The organism is Variovorax sp. RA8, from assembly GCF_901827175.1.
Taxonomy (GTDB): domain Bacteria; phylum Pseudomonadota; class Gammaproteobacteria; order Burkholderiales; family Burkholderiaceae_C; genus Variovorax.
In genome coordinates, this window is record NZ_LR594663.1 from 1 (window position 1) to 19,252 (window position 19,252).

Sequence of the window (19,252 nt, forward strand, 5' to 3'; positions counted from 1 at the left end):
GTGGACATCAAGCAAACCATACGTCGACAGAATCTCGAGGACATCGAGCACCAGGCGCACAAGATTGCCGGCATGATGGACCGCATCCGCTCGGCCATGCTGGCACCCACGGCGGTCAAGACGGCACCCACCTTGAAGGCCGTGCAACTGGCGGACCTGTGCGGCGTCGACAAGTCCAAGATCGCCTATCGCTTGACGCGTGGAGATCTGCCCGCCGGCGAGATCCATGGCAACAGCCGGGAATGGACGATGGCGCAGGCGCAGACCTGGGCGCGCGAGTTGCGCGCAGAGCACCTGCGCCCCGACGGTGCGGCCGGCATCACGATCACAGTCGCGAACTTCAAAGGCGGTGTCGCCAAGACCACGTCCGCCGTCACGCTCGCGCAAGGACTGTCGATGCGCGGGCACCGGGTCCTGCTCGTCGACCTGGACCCCCAGGGTTCGGCGACCACCCTCTTTGGCGTGTTGCCGGATGCGGAGGTGGAGACGGAGCACACGGCGATGTCGCTTTTCACAGGCGAGGAGGAGAACCTCAAGTACGCGATCCGCTCCACCTACTGGCCGTCGATCGACCTGGTGTGTGCCGCCCCCCTGCTTTACGGCGCGGAGTTCCATCTTCCGGCGCGCCAGGCGCGCGACCCCGGCTTCGAGTTCTGGCGCGTGCTCGACCGCGGCCTGGACCTGCCGCGCGAGGAATACGACGTCATCGTCATCGACACCCCGCCCTCCCTCAGCTACGTGACCATCAATGCGCTGATGGCCGCGGACGGCGTCATCATGCCCTTGCCCCCCTCGGCGCTGGACTTCGCGAGCTCCGCGCAATTCTGGGATCTGTTCTCGGACCTGTGCAACCAGCTGGTGCGCAGCCGCGGCAAGGACAAGAGCTTCGAGTTCATCGATGTGCTGCTGTCCCGGGTCGAGGCATCAGACACCGCGAGTTCGGTGGTGCGCCAGTGGGTGCTCGAGGGCTACGGGGACAAGGTGCTGCCGATCGAGATCCCCAAGACCGCCGTGGCGGCAACGGCCAGCGCGGAGTTCGGCACGGTCTACGACCTGCCACGCGGGTCCGTGAACTCGAAGACCTTCTCCCGGGCCCGGGTCGCCTACGACCGGATGTGCGAACTGATCGAGCAGCAGATCGAGGCCGTGTGGGCGCGCCAGGTTGCAGAACGACAAATCCTTGAAACGGCGGTCTGACATGGGTCTGAAGGACAAGGCATCCAAGATCGATTTCGCATCCATCATGCCGAGCGCGCAACCGCTGCCGGACGCCGTCAAGCCGAAGACGGCACCGGGCGCGATGATGGCATTCGCCAACGACCAGCGCTCGGAGTTGCTGCGCGAGAACGAGGAACTGCGGGCACGGGCGGCCCAGGCCGGCGAGCTGGAAGGGCGCTTGAACGAGGTCAGCGCGGAGCTGCGCACCTGGGACGGCGCGCTGCCCGCGCGACCCCTCGACACCGCGCAGATCGCCCGCAGCGAGTTCGCCAACCGGCACGAGTCGGCCTTCGTGGGAAAAGCCTTCGAGGACTTCAAGCGCGAGATCCAGGAAGCAGGTCGCAATTCCCAGCCCATCAAGGTGCGCGCGATCGCCAAGCCGGCAGAAGGGGCCAAGTACGAACTGGTGTTCGGCCATCGCCGCTATGAAGCATGTCGGCAGCTGGGCATCCCGGTGTGGGCGGTGGTGGAGAACCTGGACGACCGGGCGTTGGTCGAGGAAATGGACCGTGAAAACCGCGGCCGGGCCGACCCGTCCCCGTGGGAGCAGGGGATGACCTACCTGCGCGCGCTCGACAAAGGGGTCTATCCCTCCAACCGCCAGATGGCTGCGGCACTCGGCGTGGATATCAGCAACCTCGGCAAGGCGCTGGTCCTGGCAAAGCTGCCGCCGGAGGTGGTCGCGGCCTTCCCGACGCCGCAGTCGATCCAGCTCGCCTGGGCCACGGATCTGGGCCGGGCCATGCAGGAGGACGAGCAGGGGGTGCTCGCGCGAGCGCGGGCGCTGAATGCGCAGAAGGAAACGGAGCAGGGCGCCCTTTCCGCCAAGAGCGTGTTTTCCCGGCTGGTGTCGCCGCCCGGCAGCGGGCCGGAGGCTTCGGCCACGCCGGCCCAGGCCGCGCACGTATTCCGCGTCGGCGGCCAGAAGGTGGGCACCCTCAGGTTCGATGCAGTGGGCCGTCCCTCGATGAGGCTGTCGGTCAAGCTGTCCGGCGAGAAGCAGCAAGCCCTGCTGAAGGCACTTCAGGGGTTCGTCGACGCGCTTTAGCGGCAACTGCAGAGCGTCGAAGTTGGGGGGTAGTTTCAAACTACCCCCTTTTTTTCGCACCTTGGCTGAGTGCGCAAGTGCCAAAGCAGTAAAGCAGGGCGCGCCCGGTCAGGGGTAGTTTCAAACTACCCCCTCACGTCAACATGAATAGCCCTGCGTAATGCATGGTGCCCGAGCCAATCCCCTCGGGGTTAGCCGCCTCGGCAGGCGCGGTGAGAGTGCGAGAGCGCCGCGTTGCGGGGCCTTCCAGATGTGCCGCAGCCACAGGTGGTAACCGAGTCCGCACGGCTATTGCCGGGCGCGATCCGCCTCGATGCGTTGCAGTGCCGTGAGGATCTCTGACAGGGTGGATTTCATGACGCCCATGTCCCGGTCGCGGCGAGCCTCGACCAGCGGGTCCACGCCGCTCGGTCTTCCTCCAGCCAGCGCGTCCTTGGCGTGTGCCACGGCGTCGTCAAGCCGAGTGATCAGGTTGTTGCGCAGCGCCGTAAACTGCGCGACCTCCCGCTTGAGTGCGTTGACGTCGTGGGCCAGCGCAGCCAGCTGGAGCTCGATCTGCTCGAGCGCGGCTACGCCGGCCCCGGGCACACCGCCGTCAGACGAGGCAGGTGCCGGCGGTGTGGCAACGATGGCCTGTCCCAGGGCGCTGCGCAGATGGTCGGCCGTACGCGCCACCACCAGCTCCACCACGGCCTGGTTGTCGGAGTCCGCGAGAAAAGGCCAGAGTTCATAGACACGGGCGAGCGCCCGGGCCGTGCTAAGTTGCAGGCCCGGGCGGCCCGCCCGTCGGGGCCGCTGCAAGGCTGCCTGGACGACGGAGGAGGGCGATTGGGCTGCGGCGACCTCGTCCTCGGCCGCCACGCAGGACCTGAAGGCGCCCGCAGCGCTCCACTTCTTCAGCAGGGACTCGGTTGGTGCACGAACCCCATGCACCAAGGTCAGGATGCGCGCAAGCTCGGCCAGGGTGCAGACCGGCGGCCAGCCGCAATCGCGCTGGGCGTCCGGTGTTCCGGCATCGACGGGATCGATCCAGGCAGCAGCTTCAGTCATGGCGAGAAGCCATCGGAGTGGCTATTTGGTTACTTGATAACCTAATTATGGCGGCAACCTCGATTCGAGCACAACATCTTGCTCCAAGTCATTGATTTTCGTGAAACATCGGCGACTGGATTGGCAGAAATATGCGCTAAGTCGTTGTCCCTTAAGAGAAAATTCTTGTGGCCCCGAAAGCCGTGAAACATCGCGAAACGGGGTGGTAACGGTTGCGCCAGCAAGGGCGACCCTGGCAATGCGCAGCCGAGCCCAACAGCGTTCGACGTCCGAGCGTCGAGCCGATGGGGCGGGGCTCCAGGGGCTGAACAAGCCTTGTGGCACATTTCCGTCCTGCGAAGCAGTGACCGAAACAAAGCCGACCGCGACCGGACGCTCTCCCCGACCTCCAGACGACCGTCGAAAATGGAACTCATCGTCATCAAGGTTGGCCTGGATGCCGGACTGATCGGTGCCGATTTGTTCACCATGCTCCTTGTGATGGCGCTGGTCACGACGGCCGCCGCCGGGCCGTTGCTGTCGTTGATCGGCCGCAAGAGCCTGGAGGCGGTGGACCAGGCCGCACGAACCTAGGGTGGCGAGGTTCGCGCCACCCCTTCGAATCAAAAGACAGAATTCTTCATGGATGCAAGGCGGGAGTGCGATGTTCTGGTGATCGGCGGCGGGCCGGCAGGTTCGACGATCGCGACGTTGCTGGCGCAGGAAGGCCGCCCCGTGGTGCTCCTGGAAAAGGACCATCACCCCCGCTTTCATATCGGCGAATCGCTGCTGCCGGGCAATGTCGAGCTGTTCGAGCAACTCGGCGTGCGCGACCAGGTCGAGAAGATCGGGATGCCGAAGTTCGGCATCGAGTTCGGCCGCCGGACCTGGACTAAGAAGAACCCCGACCACAACAGCACGGCGCTCTTCGGGCCACTTCCGCAACGCCCGCAGGCTGGAAGGTCGGCGCGAGGGCAACATCAGCATCTGCTGGTTCGAGCATGGCTGGTTCTGGTTCATCCCGCTGGCCGACGGCACGACCAGCGGCGGCGCCGTGTGTTGGGCCTACTACCTCAAGGCGCGCGACAAGCCGCTGAAGGACTGCTTCTACGACACCATCGCGCTATGCCCCGAACTGAAGGACCGGCTGAAGGACGCCGCGCTCGTCGACGACAAGGTGCATGCCACGGGCAACTTCTCGTATTCCAGCACGCACGCGACCGGCGAGCGCTACCTGATGGTGGGCGACGCCTACACCTTCATCGACCCGATGTTTTCCTCGGGCGTGTTCCTCGCGACGCAAAGCGCCTTCGACGGCGCCAAGCTGGTTGCCACCGCGCTTGACCGCCCGGGCGAACTCGCGGCGGCGCGCGCCGGACTCGAACAGCGCATGCGCGTGGGCCCGCGTGACTACTCGTGGTTCATCTACCGTGTGACCAACCCGACGATCCGGGACATGTTCACGCACCCGAACAGCGCGTTCAACGTCAAGCAGGGCTTGATGTCGCTCCTAGCCGCCGACATCCATCACGGCGCCCGCTACCGGCGCTCGCTGTTCATGTTCAAGGTGGTGTACTACTTTGTGTCACTGTTGAACTGGCGCCGCACCTTTGCAGGCTGGAAGCGCCACCGCTTCAACATCCGCGACATGGGGCCGCTGCGTGGAGAGACGATTCAACCGTCGGATTGAGGCAGGCGATCGGTCTGCATGAGTCGCACGACTTGACGAGCAGCTGCCAGCGCTGCCCCCAGCAACCGGGCAGTCGCATGGCTGGACGTTGGGAACGTGCCGTGGGCAGCAGAATTCAGGCCCAACGCCGGCCGGGTTCTCTAATAGTGGTGATCGACCCAGCGTATAGCGCCAGTGCGGAGCTTCTGCAGCAGTTGTGTGCCTTCTCTTCCCGGTCCCCAGCGCGACAGGATGCATCGAGCACCGATCTGAATCGAAGTTCGGCGCGCAAGTGGCGCCGCGCTTGCTGCCCAGCGAGCACCGAGCGATGATTACAGGGGACGCTCCCACCGTCAAAGCAAATGCTCACTTTTCTCGAGGGCCAGGCAGGCAGCAACCCCCACTTGGTTCTCCCAGCAGCCTCAGGAGTGAGTTGATCGGGCACGGTGCAGATTTCCTAGACCCATTCAGCCCTGGGGCAAAGTTCGTACCCACTCACGAACGGCTGCGCCGCATCGGCGACCGTTTGATCGTCCTCAGGAGCTGCGTCGACCCAACGTGCCCGCTCTCTCGATGGCTTTGCGAGCTCGCCATCCGGCCAGGTGCAACCATGAGCCCGCGCCTGGGGTGCGGAGTGCTCCTTCTTCTGGGTAGTGAAAGTGCAAGAGCTCGGCGCGTCCTTTTTCCGTGATCGCAAGAACCCTGGCGCCGCCTTCATGTGGTTCGTGCACCAATGCGATGACCAATCCAGCCTGGCGCAGGATCTTGACTGCATCAACATCCTTCGCATCGCTGAACGATTTTGGAAGCGGTGTGGCGGCGACCTGCCTCAGGAATTCAAGGGACATGACATCTCCTCTCGGGGAAACTTCAAAATTCGGCGGGGCAAAAGAATATCGCTGGGCGAAAGCTGGTGCAAGTCGGCTCGGAAAGGCCCGAAGGCGGGCCTTCGAAAAATGACGTTCGAGGCAATCTTGCATGGCAAGCAAGCTAGAAGAGAACATGCGCGCGCAAGCTCCTCGACAGCGCGTGTGTCGGCGGCAATGGCGCGATGCCGCGCTGATTTCGTACAAGGCATGAGTTGATTCGCCACGTGGTGGAAGGAAGACTGGGCCTCCGATCCACCACTTCTGCAGTCATGACACTTGCGATTTTTCGTTCACCCGCCGCGCGCCTGATGTGCCTCCTGGGTGCGCTGGCCTGGGCCGGCGCCGCCTTCGCGCAGTCGACAGGCGCAAGCCGCACCGAGCCCCACCATCCCGGCGCTTCGGGCGCCACGCCACCGAAACTGAACTGGCCCACGCGGCCGGTGCGCCTTGTCGTCGGCTTCGGCGGCGGCTCGTCGCCGGATTTCGTGGCGCGCACGCTCGCCATCCCGATGGCCAGGGCTCTGGGGCAGCCGGTGGTGGTCGAGAACCATCCGGGCGCGAGCGGCAACATCGCGGCGGAGATCGTCGCGAAGTCGACCGACAAACATACGGTCGGCATCCTCATCAACGGCAACTTGACCATCGCGAAGGTCCTCAATCCCGCAGTCCCGTACGACCCGCAGAAGGACCTCGTGCCGCTGAGCATCATCTGCACGGCCCCCCTGGTGCTCGCCACGACGCCGCAGGCCTCCAAGGCCGACGGCGCCGACTTCCTCGCCGCGGCGCGCGGCGCCGCCGGGCGCTGGAGCTACGGCTCCCCGGGCATCGGCACGATTGGCCACCTGGGCATGGAACTGCTCAAGTCCCGCACCGGGATCGGCGCGGTGCACGTGCCGTACCAGGGCAACCCGCAGGTCATCACCGGACTGGTCAGCGACCAGCTGCAGCTGGCACTGCTGCCGCCAGGCCTTGCCGACGTGCAGGTCAAGGCCGGAAAACTGCGCGCGATCGGCGTGACATCGGCGCGCCGGTCCGCGCTCGTGCCCGACTACCCAAGCCTCCAGGAGGCGGGCGTGAAGGACTTCGAAGTCGAGATCTGGACGGCCGCGGCAGCGCCTGCGAGCCTGCCTGCCCCGATCGTCCAGCGCCTGACCGAGGTTCTCCTGGAGGCCACCCGCTCGCCCGAGGTGCGGCAGAAGCTGTTCCAGCACGGCTACGAGGCGGTCGGCCTGTCGGGCGAGGCGCTGCAGCGCCGCGTGAAGGCGGACACGGCAGCATTGGCCCAGATCATTTCGAGCCAGGGCATCAAGCTCGAGTAGGCAGGCACAGCATGAACCCGGAACAACCGCGCCGCGCCGGCGGCCACGACACGCCGCTCGCCGCCAACCACACCAGCGATGCCACGGCGCTCACACAGCGCATGCAGGCAGCCCCCTGCAACGACCGGGATCCCATGGAGGTCCTGCAGGCGCTGCGCGACGAGCTCGACGGCCTGGACAGGACACTGCTCGAGACCCTTCGGCAGCGGCTCGCCTGCTGCTGCCGGATCGGCCTGCACAAGCGCGACCATGCGATCCCTATGATGCAGCCCCACCGCATCGGCGTGGTGCAGGCCCGTGCGGCGGCATTTGCCGCCCAGCACGGCATGAGCCCGGCCTTCCTGCGTGCGATTTACGAGCTCATCATCACGGAGACCTGTCGCCTGGAGGATGAGATCATCGGCGACAAGCCGGGGCCCGCCTGAGAACGAGCCTAGCGTGGCGTGACGGCTGGTCAATACGCCAGCCGGGGCCGGCGATGATCATCAAGTGACGCTCCACCGACAAAGCACATGCTCACCTTTTCGACACTGGGTCAGGCAGGCAGCAACCACCACTTCGTCCTCCAGCAGTACCTCGCCGCGCATGGGATCGAGGAGGTCAGCCGCATTCAGCTGTTCGACGACTTCCACGCCGGCGCGCGTGCGCTGATCGCCGGCGAGGCGGACTACCTGCTTCAATGCGCGGTCCATCCCGCGGCCGCCGAGATCACGGGCACTTACCGCACGGGCATGGCGGTGGTGGACGCCTTCATCTCGCCAAGCCGCCCCATGGCGCTGGTGCGTGCCACCCACAGCGAAGAAGGCGCCGGCAAGGTGGGGGTGCAGCCCGCCACCCAGACCTATGCCGACCTGTCGGCTTGGCCGGATGTGGTGCACGAGCCCACGGTGCTCGCAGTCCAGGCGGGCTTGAGCGAAGGACGCTATGGCGCGGGCGTCGTTTTCGCGGACTTTGCGCAGAAGCACGGCGATCACTTCGAGGTGATCGAGCCTATCGGCACCGTCTGCGATGCATGGATCGTGTACGGGCGCGAAGCCGTGGACCAGGGCAGGGCGGTCGTCTGGAAGGACAGCCCGATCGCAAGACAGTTCCGGGATCGGATCGGACTGGCGTTGAACTCGGGAAATCGCTGAAAGCAATCCTTCGATCTGGGGGCGAAGGCGATCAGTGTCGGTCCGACGATCTCTGCGGCGCAGCCCCTCGATAGATAGCCGCTGGGCGCCCGGAATGCAGGTCCCGAGAGCTCGGGACCTGGCGCCGCGCTTCCCACCTTACTCGCGCATCGTGAATACGATCGAAAGATACTTCACCGGGCCGGCCTCGATCGCCTCGATACCGTGCAGGGCGGTGGCGTCGAACTGCAAGGAGTCTCCTGGCCCGAGCTTCACCACCTTCGCGCCGTATCGATAGGAGATCTGGCCTGAGAGAAGGTGAAGGAACTTGACACCCGGGTGCTGGAAGGTGACGTAGGGCTCTGCTTCTGGCAGTAGCGTTACCAGGTAGGGCTCGACGAAGAGGTTGCCCGAGAGCTGATGGCCAAGCAGCTCGTAGCGGTAGCCCGCTACGGCACCGATCCGATCCACCAGGATCCCGCGGCCTGCGGGTACATGCGAGAAGTCCGTCCGGCTGGACTGATCACTGAAAAAGCGTGAGACCGGCACGTCCAGGCCGGCGGCGATGCGCTCCAAGGTTTCAACGGACGGCGACACCAGACCGCGCTCGACCCGCGAGAGCATTGAACTTGAAACACCAGCAGTGGAGGCCAGTGCCCCACCGGAAGCGCCGGAGGCGATGCGCAGCGCGCGTATCTGCTGGCCGATGCGGGACGCTGATCTGCTGCGCGGCGGCGGATCCGCTGGAGATGGGCGGGCGTGAACGAACGCCGGCATCCGGAAGGGCCGGGAGGTCGGAAATGGCGAGGCAAGTTGTTTATCGACCATGTGTCATTCACCTTCCTTGATCGAAAGGGCTAGGAAGAACATGCATTCGCCCTGGGCTGCGAGTTAAAGATAACGTGGTTTTTATTATTTCAAAGCAGGACGCTTCTGTCCATGCAGAAGCGAACTACTCGGAGGGGGCGGCCGGCTGGTGCGACCACCTTTGAAGTCGCACCAGCACGTGCGTTCGGCGCGGTGGTCCGCGCACTACGGCTTGAAGATGGAGTAGCGCAAGAAGCCCTGGCTCATCGAGCAGGCATCGAACGCTCGCATATGGGCAAGATCGAGCGTGGCGAGCATATGCCGACTCTCGCGATGATCTTGAAGCTCGCGAGGGCCCTCGGGCGAAGTGCGGGGGAACTCCTCATAGAGACGGAAGCAAGGCTGGCTGAAACACCCCATGCACTTGGAGCCGACTCATAGTTCCATGGTCGATGGTTAGTCCCATCACGGCCTGCCCAGTCCGTCGGAAACGCCGCCCATACGACGCCCAGTGTTCCTCCAATTGACTTGGTCAACCTGCGAGGGAAGCGGGGCAGGGCAGCAGGTCGCTGTACCTACCAGGGGACTTTGGACCGACGAAATCCATAGTCGCGGAGGCGCGAGTTTCTAGGATCGCCGACATCCGTGAAGGCAGCCGCTGTCTTTGGTTTACTAAGGTTGTGGGAATTTTCCCTAGGGAAGCGGCCTCATTTGCTCAAAAAACAAGTTACGGGAATTTTCGACTAAAAGCCGGAGGGGAGTACAGCCTAATGCGGCGAAGAACACCAGCGTTCGAAGATGGCGTTCCCCTCAGTCGTCTTCGGACGCGGCCATTGGGTGAAGCCCGCCCTCCGTCGGTTGTCCCCCTGACAATGAACCCCCGTGGCCGTCCGGGCAGCGCCTGACTACTCTAGACTGGCTGCCGTCCTTCGATTTTGGCTGCCGGATTACGGCTGTCACCGAAACCCGACCTTGGCCCTTTCCCCCGGCGAACGGCCGGTCTACTTTGGAACTTGACCTCGCCGAGGTCGGATCGTCGGCGGCAATGGACTATCAGGGCGAAATCGCGGGTGAGCGGCTGCTTCCGAATGTCGCGAATTGACACTTTGGGCCGAGGCTGTGTGAAAACGTCGATCCGTCGTCTATATTGAGTCAACCCGTTTTGAGCGAGGTGGCCCATGAAGCGATTCATCGAAGGCGCGGACCGACAGCAGGTCACGCTGATGCCAGAGTGTCTCGATGACTATGTTGGTGAAGACAACCCGGTGCGCATCGTCGATGCCTTCGTGAACGTGCGCTGCCCCCGGCATTCGTAGCACTTCGATCTAGAGTCCAGGGGTTTGCATCGTAGTTGATGCGACTGTTTGCGCGTTGCTGCCAGCGAGCTGGCAGCAACGCGCGGCGAACACGGCCGGCGGCACGTACCCCAGGGTACTGTGCGGCCGGCGATGGTTGTAGTCCTCGCGCCAGTTGTCGATGACGCTGCGCATGTGGCTCAAGCTGGCAAACCAGTGCTGCGACAGGCACTCGTCGCGGAAGCGGCTGTTGAAGCTCTCGATGTAGGCGTTCTGCACCGGCTTGCCGGGCTGGATGAAGCGCAGCTCCACGCCGTTCTTCGCCGCCCAGGTCTGCATCGTGCGTCCGGCGAACTCCGGGCCGTTGTCGGTGCGGATCACCTTGGGCAAGCCCCGCTCGGCCTTGGCCTGGTCTAGCACGCGCGTCACGTACAGCGCGGGGATCGATGTGTCGGCAACGATCTGCACCGACTCCTTGGAACAGTCGTCCACCACCGTCAGCGTCTTTACCCGCCGGCCATTGGCCAGCTCATCAAACACAAAGTCCATGCTCCACACCTCGTTGGGTTGTGTCGGGCGTACCAGTGGCTGGCGCTCTGGCACCGGCAGCTTCTTGCGCCGCCGCTTTCGCACCATCAAGCCCTCTTCGCGATAGATCCGGTAGGTGCGCTTCACGTTGATGGCCCAACCGTCGATTTGCAGCCGGCTGTGCAGCATGCGGTAGCCGTGGCGGCGGTGCTGCCCCGCGAGCTCCTTCAGGCGCTCGCGCAAGGCCGCATTGCCGTCGTCGCGGGGTTCGTAGCGCAGCGTGCTGGCACTCATGCCCACCAGCCTGAGGGCCCGGCGTTCGCTCAGGCCCAGACCCCGAAACTGCCGCACGACCTCGCGCCGCGCCGCCACGGCCTTCACTTTCCCTTGAGCACCTCGCGCATGGCGTCGATCTCGAGCATCGAGTTGGCCAGCAGCTTCTTCAGCTTAGTGTTCTCTGCCTCCAGCGACTTCAGGCGCTGCGCGTCCGAGACGTTCATGCCACCGAACTTAGCCTTCCAGGCGTAGTAGCTCGGCTCGCTGAAGCCATGCTTCCTGCACAGCTCCTTGACCGGCATGCCCGCATCGGCCTCACGCAGGAAGCCAATGATCTGTTCCTCGGTGTATCGCTTCTTCATCGGTCCGATCTCCATTTCGGGTTGATCGGACTCTAGACCTAAGCTCTACGAATTTCCGGGGGCAGCGCAAACGAATTGGATCTGCAAACACTCGGCTTCGACGGTGCAGATCCCGCAACGACCGGACGCCCGTCCTACCACCCGGCGGTGCTTCTCAAGCTCTACATCTACGGATACCTCAACCGCATCCAGTCCAGCCGACGCCTGGAGCGTGAAGCGCAACGCAACGTCGAACTGATGTGGCTTACAGGCCGGCTCGCACCGGACTTCAAGACCATTGCCGACTTCAGGCGCAGCAATGGCGCTGGGATCCGCAACGTTTGCCGACGCTTCATCGTTCTGTGCCGCCAGCTCAAGCTCTTCTCCCAAGGCGTCGTGGCCATCGACGGTAGCAAGTTCAAGGCGGTGAACAGTCGAGACCGAAACTTCTCGCCTGGGAAGATCGACGCGCGCAAGGAACAGATCGAGCAAAGCATTCAGCGCTACCTGGATGCCTTGGAGACGGCGGACCGGACGCAACCTGCCGAGTTGGGAGCAAAGGCAGAACGGCTGCAGGAGAAGATCAGCAAACTGCGCGAGCAAATGCGGCAACTGGACGAGACCAAGGAGCAGCTGAAGAGCGAACCGGGCCAACAGCGCTCGCTGACGGATCCCGACGCCCGCTCGATGCTCCAGCAAGGCAAGAGCACAGGCTTAGTGGGCTACAACGTCCAGACAGCTGTGGACCGCAAGCACCACCTGATCGTTGCGCACGAAGTGACGAACGTCGGCAATGACCGAGCCCAGCTAAGCAAGATGGCGCTGGCCGCGCGCGAAGCGATGGGCAGGAGCAAGGTGCAGGCGTTCGCCGACCGTGGCTACTTCAGCGGCACGGAACTCAAGGCCTGCGAGGACGCCGGCATCACGACCTTCGTGCCCAAGCCGATGACATCGAATGCCAAGGCTGAGGGGCGCTTCGACAAGACCGACTTCATCTATATCGCCAGCGCTGACGAGTACCAGTGCCCAGCAGGGGAGCGGGCAATCTATCGGTACAGCACGCTTGAGAAGAGCGGTCTCAAGGCTGGCGTTTACTGGACCAGTGCGTGCCCACGCTGCGCGATGAAAATGCACAACTGGCGACTACCGCCGCATTCGTCGCTGGGAACATGAGGAAGTGCTGGAACGCGTTCAACGACGGCTGGATCGCAAGCTCGATGCGATGACACTTCGACGATCCACCATCGAACATGTGTTCGGAACGCTGAAGTACTGGATGGGTTCGACGCATTTCTTGATGAAGACCATGGAGCACGTCGGCACCGAGATGAGTCTTCACGTGTTGGCTTACAACCTGAAGCGGGTGATGAGTGTGCTGGGTATTGCCAGAACGATGAAGGCGATGCGGCTGGCGGGGGCATGAGCCCCGGTGTGTCTTCGTGCGCGTACACAACGGACGTCACGAGGCCTGGAATACGGGTTCTGACGCACCAGAACACTGGGTGAACTCGGTAGACGAACCGCCCGGCGTGACAACGCTGCGCGTTTCTACACAGCCTCGGCCCTAAGCGGCTGTACAGGTTGCTCCGAAGCAGTCACTGATTACGCCGCTGCCCAAAGCTCCGCGTCGCCCCTATGGAGCAGCACGCGGCAGCAAGCAGGAGGCGCTCTCGATCAGAACGACCAGTTCAGATTGAGCTTGAACCCGTGGTCCTCGAGCCCGTCGCCGAACAGGCCCGAGTACGAAGCGCCGAGCGCGAGGTTCGGACACAGCTGCGTCTCGACACCGGCCTCCAGCACCGCAACGTTCTTCGCCAGCGGCACCCCGGTCAAGGTGAACGGCGGGCACCCGCCGAACGCATGACGCCAGCCGAGCATGCCGCGCAGCCGGGTGCGCTCGCTGGCCTGCAGGCTCGCGCGCACGCCAAGGGTCGAGAAGCTGGTGTCGCTGCTGTCACCTGCGCCGTAGAGCGCAGCCAGTCCGCCGCGCTCGCCTTCGGGACCATGATGGCAGTGACCATTCGCTTTGCGGCGAGCGACGTGACTGAAGGGGTGGTGCCCGACTCCCGCCACTGGATCATGGAAGAAAACCCGCAAGCCACGATCCGCCGGGTCCGGGCCTTCTTGGCTACGCCGCCCTGAGCTCGCGAGGATGGCCAAGCCCGCGTGAATGCGTTAGGGGAATGTCTGATCCCCGCGCATCGCGGCAGCCGCATGTTCCAGAGGAATGATGCACATGCCCTTCAGCCCCTGACGTCGCAACGAAGGAGCTCCTATTCTTGGTCCGAGCAGGCCGCCAACGGCCGCAGTGCCACCTCGGACAACCAGGAACCTGGAGAGCGACATGAACGTGCATACGAATTCCATCCGCTTCGACGGACTGGGTAGCGTTGTCTCCATTGGCGTCTTCGACGGCGTTCATCGCGGCCATCGGCGCGTGCTGGCCCTGCTGCGCCAAGAAGGGCTGCGGCTGGGCCTGCCCACCGCTCTCGTCACCTTCGACCCGCACCCCCGTGCGATCACTCAGCCATCGGCTGCACCGCCAATGCTCTCCACGCTCGAGGAGCGGCTCGACATGCTGGCCAGGTCCGGCGATGTCGATCACTGCGTCGTGCTTCGCTTCGATGAGTCGCAGCGGCGGCAGACGGCCGACGACTTCGTTCGGAGCGTGCTGGTGGAAGGCTTGCGCGCGCGAGCGCTGGTGGTGGGGGAGAACTTCGTTTGCGGCCGGGCGAGACAGGGCAACGTGCCCTGGCTCGAGGTCGCCGGCCGCAAGTACGGGTTCATCGTGAACCCGATCGTCCTCGCAAAGGCCGGCACGGCACCGTCGGCGCCTGCCTGCTCGTCCACCGAGACGCGTCGGCTGATACGAGCCGGAGAGATCGAGGCCGCCGCGGCACTGTTGGCGCGGCCCTATGCGTTATCCGGCACGGTGCTGCCAGGGTCCGGTTCCGCCTCGATCGACACGCCGGTGGCACTGTCGAGCGGCAGATGCACGCCGGCGGCTGGCCTGTACGCTGGCGAGGTAGCCCTGCGAGCTTGGGGAGGCGCCGGCATGGCGTGGCGCCTCGCACGTCTGGAGGTCCACTCGACAGGCGAGATGGCGTTCTGCAGCATACGCATGCCCTATGGCGGGATCTTCGAGGCGAGGCCAGGGCAGGCATTGGGCTTGCGCTTTCATCGCCGCATCGACCGTGCCGCTACGCCTGGGGCCCATTCGGGCACGCTGTATTCCTCCATGGAATAGTCCGCATGCCCTGCCCTTGCTGTCCAAGGGCGTGCCTCCGGCCTAAGGTCCGCGGTCAGGAGGTCAGACATGACAGTTCTGCGAAACGCCTCGCGGCCCTCACCCGCCAAGACCCGCAACTCCGCTCCGGCTTCGGCGCGGCGCGCCATCCCCTCACAGCTTTGGCACAGGCGCAGCTTGTCGGCGCTCCTGACCCTGTGCAGCGCCTGCGCGTACGCAACCGAAGGCGGTGGCAACTCCTACCCCATGGGCGTGGAGACCAACTACAACGGCGTCATGCTGTCCGATGGCGCGCACTGGTTCGCCTACTACGCGCACTACAGCGCCACCCACTCCAGGAACGCAGCCGGCGTGGACAACCCGCAGCTGGCGCGCTTTCGCATCGAGTCGGACGTCATCGCGCCCCGGCTTTCCTACGTGTGGCCCGGCCTCACCCTGTTCGGTGCGCGCGTCGAGACACGAGTGGTGCAGGCCATCGCCTCGGTCGACCTAGACGCCGCGGTTGCGAGACGGGGGATGCCGTCGCTGGAGCGCGGCGGATACCGGCTGGGCCTGGCCGACATGGCCTTTACGCCGATCATCCTGGGCTGGAACTGGTCGACCTACCATCACACGATCGGCATCGACACACATCTGAAGACCGGCAGCTACGACGTCCGCGAACGCGGGAATACCGGGCGCAACTACGCTCAGGCCGCCGTCTTTTATGCCTTCACCTGGTTCCCGGCGCCCGGCTTCGACATCAACGCCAAGTTCCGCTACGCCATCAACGGCAAGAATAAGGCGACGAACTACCAGTCAGGTGACGAAGCGACGATCGAGTTCAGCGGCGGTTACCGCATCAACCCCGGCTTGGCCATCGGTCTCAACGGCTATGTCTACCGCCAGACCAGCGACGACCGGCAGAACGGAGTCGCCGTCAACAACGGCAACCGTGGACGGGTCAACGCGCTGGGGCCCTACATCAGCTACAACCTGACGCCGCGCTTGGCGCTCGTCGCGAAGGTCCAATCGGAATTCAGCGCGCGCAACAGGCCGCAGGGCACGCGCGTCTGGCTACAGGCGAGAATTCCGTTCTAGCGAGACCGTGCCTGCACGGTTTTCACGCGCGTGGATGTTAGGTCCGCAATGGAATGGCGGGCAGCGAACCAGGACTCGATCACATGGGTACGAACCTGCACAACCAGGCAGATCTGCTGGACCTCTATCAACTTCGGGTCATCGATGTTCTGCTGCGAGAGCAAAGTCTCACGCGCGCCGCGCTGGTGCTGAACACGACCCAGCCAGCTTTGAGCAAGACCCTGGCGCGCTTGCGCAGCTATTTCGACGACCCGCTGTTCGTTCGCGTGTCCCTGAACATGGAGCCGACCCCGAAGGCATTGGCGCTGGCGGCGCCCATCAGTCTCATCCTCGACGAGATGCAGATGCTGCGTTGCTCGCAGGTGCCCTTCGATCCGCGCAAGAGCGATCGCACCTTCAGCTTCTTCGCCACGGATGCGGCGGTGGTGGTGATGCTCCCTTCGCTGGTCAAGACCCTGCAGAGCCAGGCGCCGGGCGTGCGGCTGAGCGCGGTGCAGTTGGAAGAAGACCACTTGCATGCCTGGCTGAAGTCCGGCAAGGTAGACTTGGCGATCGGCAACTACCCCGCGCTCACGCAGGGCATCCGACGACAGCGCCTGTTCACCGCGGGCTACTTGAGCCTCGTGCGCAAGGGGCATCCGCGACTGCCGAGGGAACCATCCCCCGAGGCATTCGCCGCCGAGCAGCATGTGTTCGTCTCCTCATCGGGCACCGGCCACGGCATTGCGCTCGCCGAGCACGCACTGCAAGCCGCCATACCCGCAAGTCAATTCACGGCGCGCGTTCCGAGCTTCACGGCCGCGGCCGTTGTTGCGAAGCACACCGACGCGGTTGTGACCCTGCCGTCGCCCCTGGCTGAAGTGCTGGCACGCGAGCTCAATCTCGAGTTGATCAAGCCGCCGCTGCACCTCCCCCGCTTTGAGGTGGCGCAGTACTGGCACGAGCGCTTCCACCGCGAAGCCGGCAACCAGTGGTTCCGCGCGGTGCTGCATCAGCGTTTCGGCGCCAGCCCCTGAGACGCCCGCGGCAGCTGCCGCTTTCGACCCTCTCCCAGCATCTGCACCCACAAGTCGGTGCCGGGCCGATCGTGCGCGCCCGCGCACCCAACCGGCTCGCCACAGGTGGCAACGGAATAGTGTGCATTGCCGCTGGTGCATGGCAACCGGACAGTCGGTCACCTACATTGATTCCACCGATCTGCTTCAACCCGGTCACACCATTCAGGAGACACACAATGCCGCTCGCAGAACTGATTCAACCCGCACGCTCAAATGTATCCATTGCGCCCTCGCCCGGCGCATCGAGGCTTCCGAGCGGCTCCATCGACCCTGCGGAATTCCGTGCGGCGCTGTCGCGCGTCGCGACCGCGGTCACTGTCGTCGCCACTAACGGTGAGCACGGCATCGCGGGCGTCACCTGCTCAGCCGTCTGCTCGGTGTGCGACACGCCGGCCACGGTCTTGGTGTGCGTCAACCGCCGCAGCTTTGCGAATGGCGTGATCAAGGGCAATGGCGTGCTCTGCGTGAACTGGCTCGGCGCCGAGCATTCGGAGATCTCACAGGTCTTCTCCGGCGTGGGCGAGCTCCCCATGGCTCATCGCTTCGCACAGTCGCAGTGGGGAAGGCTCGCGACCGGCGCACCGCACTGCAGCCTCGCGCTCGTCGCCCTGGACTGCCGCGTCGCGCAGGCCATGGAAGTCGGCACGCACAGCGTCTTCCTTGCTGAAGTCGTCAAGGCTTCGATCTCGGAAGCCATCGAAGAGCCCCTGGTCTACTGCCAGCGCCGCTACGCCACCACGCGCCCCATCATCCTCAATTGACTCATCCGTCCCACTCACTCACGTCACACCAAGGAATCGCCATGCGCACCGGAAAACAGTACCTGGAATCGCTCAACGACGGCCGCGTCGTCTGGGTCGGCAACCAGAAGATCGACAACGTCGCCACGCACCCCAAGACACGCGACTACGCGCAGCGCCACGCGGACTTCTACGACCTGCACCATCGTACCGACCTGCAGGAGGTGATGACCTTCGTGGACGAGGCAGGCGAGCGCCGCTCCATGATGTGGTTCGGCCACCGCACCAAGGAGGAGCTCAAGCGCAAGCGCCGCTATCACGAGGCCGTGATGCGCGAGATGGCCGGCGCCTCCTTCCCCCGCACGCCGGACGTCAACAACTACGTGCTCACCACCTACACCGATGACCCCTCGCCCTGGGAAAAGCAGTCGATCGGCACACCGGGCCAGCCGCTGGCGCAGCACATAGTGGATTTCGCCAAGTTTGTGCGCGACCGCGATCACAACTGCGCGCCCAACTTCGTCGATCCGCAGATGGACCGCTCGACCCCCGATGCGCAGGCGCGCTCGCCGGGACTGCGCGTCATCGAGAGAACCGACAAGGGCATCGTGGTCGACGGTGTAAAGGCGGTCTCCACCGGCACTGCCTTTGCGGACTGGGTGCACATCGGCGTCTTCTTCCGGCCCGGCATTCCAAGCGACCAGATCATCTTTGCGGCAGTGCCCGTGGCCACCAAGGGCGTGTCGATCGTGTGCCGGGAAAGCCTCGTGAAGGAAGACCGCGTCGAGCACCCGCTGGCATCACAGGGCGACGAACTCGACGGCATGACGGTGTTCGACAAGGTCTTCATTCCCTGGTCGCACGTGTTCCACCTGGGCAACCCGGAGCATGCGAAGCTCTACCCGCAACGCGTGTTCGACTGGCTGCACTATCACGCGCTGGTGCGGCAAATGGTGCGCGCCGAGCTCATGGCGGGCCTGGCGGTGCTCATCACTGAGCACATCGGGACCAGCAAGATTCCGGCGGTGCAGACGCGCGTCGCCAAGCTGATCGGCTTCCACCAGGCCATGCTCGCTCATGTGGTGGCGTCCGAGGAGTTGGGCTTCCACACGCCGGGAGGTCTCTACAAACCCAACATCCTGATCTACGACTTCGGCCGGGCGCTGTACCTCGAGAACTTCTCGCAGATGATTTACGAGCTGGTCGACCTGTCGGGGCGCAGCGCCCTGCTCTTCGCCACCGAGGACCAGTGGGAGGACTCCAAGCTCAACACGGTCTTCGAGAAGATGAACAGCGGTCCGGTGGGCCGGCCCAAGGACCGGCTGCGCATTGGCCGGGTGATCCGCGATCTCTTCCTGACCGATTGGGGCAATCGCCTCTTCGTATTCGAGAACTTCAACGGAACTCCGCTTCAGAGCATCCGCATGTTGACCATGCAGCGGGCCGAGTTCTCGGGGTCCGGCACCTATGGGAAGCTGGCACGCCAGGTCTGCGGGATTGAAGCCGTGGAGGAAGACAACACCGAGTACAAGGCCACGGCGGACTATGCGAAGGCAATGGATGCTGCCCGACACCAGGAGCAGCTCTCATTGAGCGGCACCCTGTCCATCTGAACG

17 protein-coding genes and 3 pseudogenes are annotated in these 19,252 nt (G+C 64.3%); 15 read left to right on the plus strand and 5 right to left on the minus strand.

The features are described 5' to 3' along the window. On the plus strand, nucleotides 1-1,197 hold a 1,197-nt coding region (locus tag E5P3_RS30935; RefSeq protein WP_332107408.1), incomplete at its 5' end, for a ParA family protein. Nucleotide 1,198: 1 nt separating this feature from the next. Further along, nucleotides 1,199-2,266 (plus strand): ParB/RepB/Spo0J family partition protein, encoded by a 1,068-nt coding sequence (locus tag E5P3_RS30940; protein WP_162589957.1) that lies wholly within the window; start codon nucleotides 1,199-1,201, stop codon nucleotides 2,264-2,266. A 288-nt stretch (nucleotides 2,267-2,554) separates the two neighbouring features. Here the strand turns inward: E5P3_RS30940 and E5P3_RS30945 are convergent, their stop codons facing one another. After that, on the minus strand, nucleotides 2,555-3,316 hold the full coding sequence (locus E5P3_RS30945) for a hypothetical protein (RefSeq protein WP_162589958.1): 762 nt from the start codon (nucleotides 3,314-3,316) through the stop codon (nucleotides 2,555-2,557). Between the two features lie 405 nt (nucleotides 3,317-3,721). On the opposite strand from E5P3_RS30945, the pseudogene E5P3_RS30950 reads away from it, so the two are divergent. Further along, a pseudogene (locus tag E5P3_RS30950) lies at nucleotides 3,722-3,889 on the plus strand (cation:proton antiporter); the annotation flags it as partial. A 48-nt stretch (nucleotides 3,890-3,937) separates the two neighbouring features. Next, nucleotides 3,938-4,985: pseudogene (locus E5P3_RS30955) on the plus strand (NAD(P)/FAD-dependent oxidoreductase). Between the two features lie 515 nt (nucleotides 4,986-5,500). Here the strand turns inward: E5P3_RS30955 and E5P3_RS30960 are convergent. Next, nucleotides 5,501-5,812, minus strand: a complete 312-nt coding sequence (locus E5P3_RS30960) for a hypothetical protein (RefSeq protein ID WP_162589960.1) — start codon at nucleotides 5,810-5,812, stop codon at nucleotides 5,501-5,503. Between the two features lie 290 nt (nucleotides 5,813-6,102). Here E5P3_RS30960 and E5P3_RS30965 point away from each other — a divergent pair, with 290 nt between their 5' ends. The 3 genes from E5P3_RS30965 (at nucleotide 6,103) to E5P3_RS30975 (ending at nucleotide 8,285) form a co-directional block, all read left to right on the plus strand. Beyond that, complete coding sequence (locus tag E5P3_RS30965; RefSeq protein WP_232073542.1) at nucleotides 6,103-7,152, plus strand: Bug family tripartite tricarboxylate transporter substrate binding protein; 1,050 nt, start codon at nucleotides 6,103-6,105, stop codon at nucleotides 7,150-7,152. 11 nt (nucleotides 7,153-7,163) lie between these two features. After that, nucleotides 7,164-7,577: a chorismate mutase family protein gene (locus E5P3_RS30970; RefSeq protein WP_332107409.1), complete on the plus strand. Its 414-nt coding sequence runs from the start codon at nucleotides 7,164-7,166 to the stop codon at nucleotides 7,575-7,577. Between the two features lie 87 nt (nucleotides 7,578-7,664). Further along, complete coding sequence (locus E5P3_RS30975) at nucleotides 7,665-8,285, plus strand: hypothetical protein (RefSeq protein ID WP_162589961.1); 621 nt, start codon at nucleotides 7,665-7,667, stop codon at nucleotides 8,283-8,285. A gap of 138 nt (nucleotides 8,286-8,423) precedes the next feature. On the opposite strand, the gene E5P3_RS30980 is transcribed toward E5P3_RS30975, so the two are convergent. Further along, the gene (locus E5P3_RS30980; RefSeq protein WP_162590263.1) at nucleotides 8,424-9,041 is read right to left on the minus strand and encodes a helix-turn-helix domain-containing protein; all 618 of its coding nucleotides are present in this window, start codon (nucleotides 9,039-9,041) and stop codon (nucleotides 8,424-8,426) included. Nucleotides 9,042-9,203: 162 nt separating this feature from the next. Between E5P3_RS30980 and E5P3_RS30985 the strand changes: the two genes are divergently transcribed. Then, nucleotides 9,204-9,512: a helix-turn-helix domain-containing protein gene (locus E5P3_RS30985; RefSeq protein ID WP_162589962.1), complete on the plus strand. Its 309-nt coding sequence runs from the start codon at nucleotides 9,204-9,206 to the stop codon at nucleotides 9,510-9,512. 737 nt (nucleotides 9,513-10,249) lie between these two features. Continuing rightward, nucleotides 10,250-10,387 carry a hypothetical protein gene (locus tag E5P3_RS30990; protein ID WP_162589955.1) on the plus strand — a complete coding sequence of 46 codons (138 nt, stop codon included), beginning with the start codon at nucleotides 10,250-10,252 and terminating at the stop codon, nucleotides 10,385-10,387. 9 nt (nucleotides 10,388-10,396) lie between these two features. On the opposite strand, the gene E5P3_RS30995 is transcribed toward E5P3_RS30990, so the two are convergent. After that, nucleotides 10,397-11,532, minus strand: a protein-coding gene (locus E5P3_RS30995) for an IS3 family transposase (protein ID WP_162584305.1) whose coding sequence is annotated in 2 segments (ribosomal slippage) — nucleotides 10,397-11,280 and nucleotides 11,280-11,532 — 1,137 coding nt in all. Because the reading frame shifts where the segments join, the coding sequence is not laid out codon by codon here. 45 nt (nucleotides 11,533-11,577) lie between these two features. Here E5P3_RS30995 and E5P3_RS31000 point away from each other — a divergent pair. Then, nucleotides 11,578-12,934, plus strand: a pseudogene (locus tag E5P3_RS31000) (IS1182 family transposase); the annotation flags it as partial. Between the two features lie 251 nt (nucleotides 12,935-13,185). Here the strand turns inward: E5P3_RS31000 and E5P3_RS31005 are convergent. Next, nucleotides 13,186-13,608 carry an autotransporter outer membrane beta-barrel domain-containing protein gene (locus E5P3_RS31005; protein ID WP_232073543.1) on the minus strand — a complete coding sequence of 141 codons (423 nt, stop codon included), beginning with the start codon at nucleotides 13,606-13,608 and terminating at the stop codon, nucleotides 13,186-13,188. A 247-nt stretch (nucleotides 13,609-13,855) separates the two neighbouring features. Between E5P3_RS31005 and E5P3_RS31010 the strand changes: the two genes are divergently transcribed. The 5 genes from E5P3_RS31010 to E5P3_RS31030 all read left to right on the plus strand — a co-directional run bounded on the left by E5P3_RS31010 (nucleotide 13,856) and on the right by E5P3_RS31030 (nucleotide 19,249). Further along, on the plus strand, nucleotides 13,856-14,758 hold the full coding sequence (locus tag E5P3_RS31010) for an FAD synthetase family protein (protein WP_162589963.1): 903 nt from the start codon (nucleotides 13,856-13,858) through the stop codon (nucleotides 14,756-14,758). Nucleotides 14,759-14,827: 69 nt separating this feature from the next. After that, the gene (locus E5P3_RS31015) at nucleotides 14,828-15,838 is read left to right on the plus strand and encodes a SphA family protein (protein WP_162589964.1); all 1,011 of its coding nucleotides are present in this window, start codon (nucleotides 14,828-14,830) and stop codon (nucleotides 15,836-15,838) included. Nucleotides 15,839-15,921: 83 nt separating this feature from the next. Next, complete coding sequence (locus E5P3_RS31020; protein WP_162589965.1) at nucleotides 15,922-16,854, plus strand: LysR family transcriptional regulator; 933 nt, start codon at nucleotides 15,922-15,924, stop codon at nucleotides 16,852-16,854. A 218-nt stretch (nucleotides 16,855-17,072) separates the two neighbouring features. Next, nucleotides 17,073-17,657, plus strand: coding sequence for a flavin reductase (locus E5P3_RS31025; protein ID WP_162589966.1), 585 nt, complete (start codon nucleotides 17,073-17,075; stop codon nucleotides 17,655-17,657). Between the two features lie 41 nt (nucleotides 17,658-17,698). Further along, entirely contained in the window at nucleotides 17,699-19,249 is a 1,551-nt protein-coding gene (locus E5P3_RS31030) for a 4-hydroxyphenylacetate 3-hydroxylase family protein (protein ID WP_162589967.1), read from the plus strand. The last annotated feature ends 3 nt before the right edge of the window (nucleotides 19,250-19,252 follow it).

Coding starts and splice junctions, on each gene's coding strand:
- E5P3_RS31015 (WP_162589964.1), top strand. CDS start 14,828: ATGACAGTTCTGCGAAACGCCTCGCGGCCCTCACCCGCCAAGACCCGC.
- E5P3_RS30960 (WP_162589960.1), bottom strand. CDS start 5,812: ATGTCCCTTGAATTCCTGAGGCAGGTCGCCGCCACACCGCTTCCAAAA.
- E5P3_RS30970 (WP_332107409.1), top strand. CDS start 7,164: ATGAACCCGGAACAACCGCGCCGCGCCGGCGGCCACGACACGCCGCTC.
- E5P3_RS30965 (WP_232073542.1), top strand. CDS start 6,103: ATGACACTTGCGATTTTTCGTTCACCCGCCGCGCGCCTGATGTGCCTC.
- E5P3_RS30945 (WP_162589958.1), bottom strand. CDS start 3,316: ATGACTGAAGCTGCTGCCTGGATCGATCCCGTCGATGCCGGAACACCG.
- E5P3_RS31010 (WP_162589963.1), top strand. CDS start 13,856: ATGAACGTGCATACGAATTCCATCCGCTTCGACGGACTGGGTAGCGTT.
- E5P3_RS30940 (WP_162589957.1), top strand. CDS start 1,199: ATGGGTCTGAAGGACAAGGCATCCAAGATCGATTTCGCATCCATCATG.
- E5P3_RS30985 (WP_162589962.1), top strand. CDS start 9,204: ATGCAGAAGCGAACTACTCGGAGGGGGCGGCCGGCTGGTGCGACCACC.
- E5P3_RS31030 (WP_162589967.1), top strand. CDS start 17,699: ATGCGCACCGGAAAACAGTACCTGGAATCGCTCAACGACGGCCGCGTC.
- E5P3_RS31020 (WP_162589965.1), top strand. CDS start 15,922: ATGGGTACGAACCTGCACAACCAGGCAGATCTGCTGGACCTCTATCAA.
- E5P3_RS30975 (WP_162589961.1), top strand. CDS start 7,665: ATGCTCACCTTTTCGACACTGGGTCAGGCAGGCAGCAACCACCACTTC.
- E5P3_RS31025 (WP_162589966.1), top strand. CDS start 17,073: ATGCCGCTCGCAGAACTGATTCAACCCGCACGCTCAAATGTATCCATT.
- E5P3_RS30990 (WP_162589955.1), top strand. CDS start 10,250: ATGAAGCGATTCATCGAAGGCGCGGACCGACAGCAGGTCACGCTGATG.
- E5P3_RS30980 (WP_162590263.1), bottom strand. CDS start 9,041: ATGCCGGCGTTCGTTCACGCCCGCCCATCTCCAGCGGATCCGCCGCCG.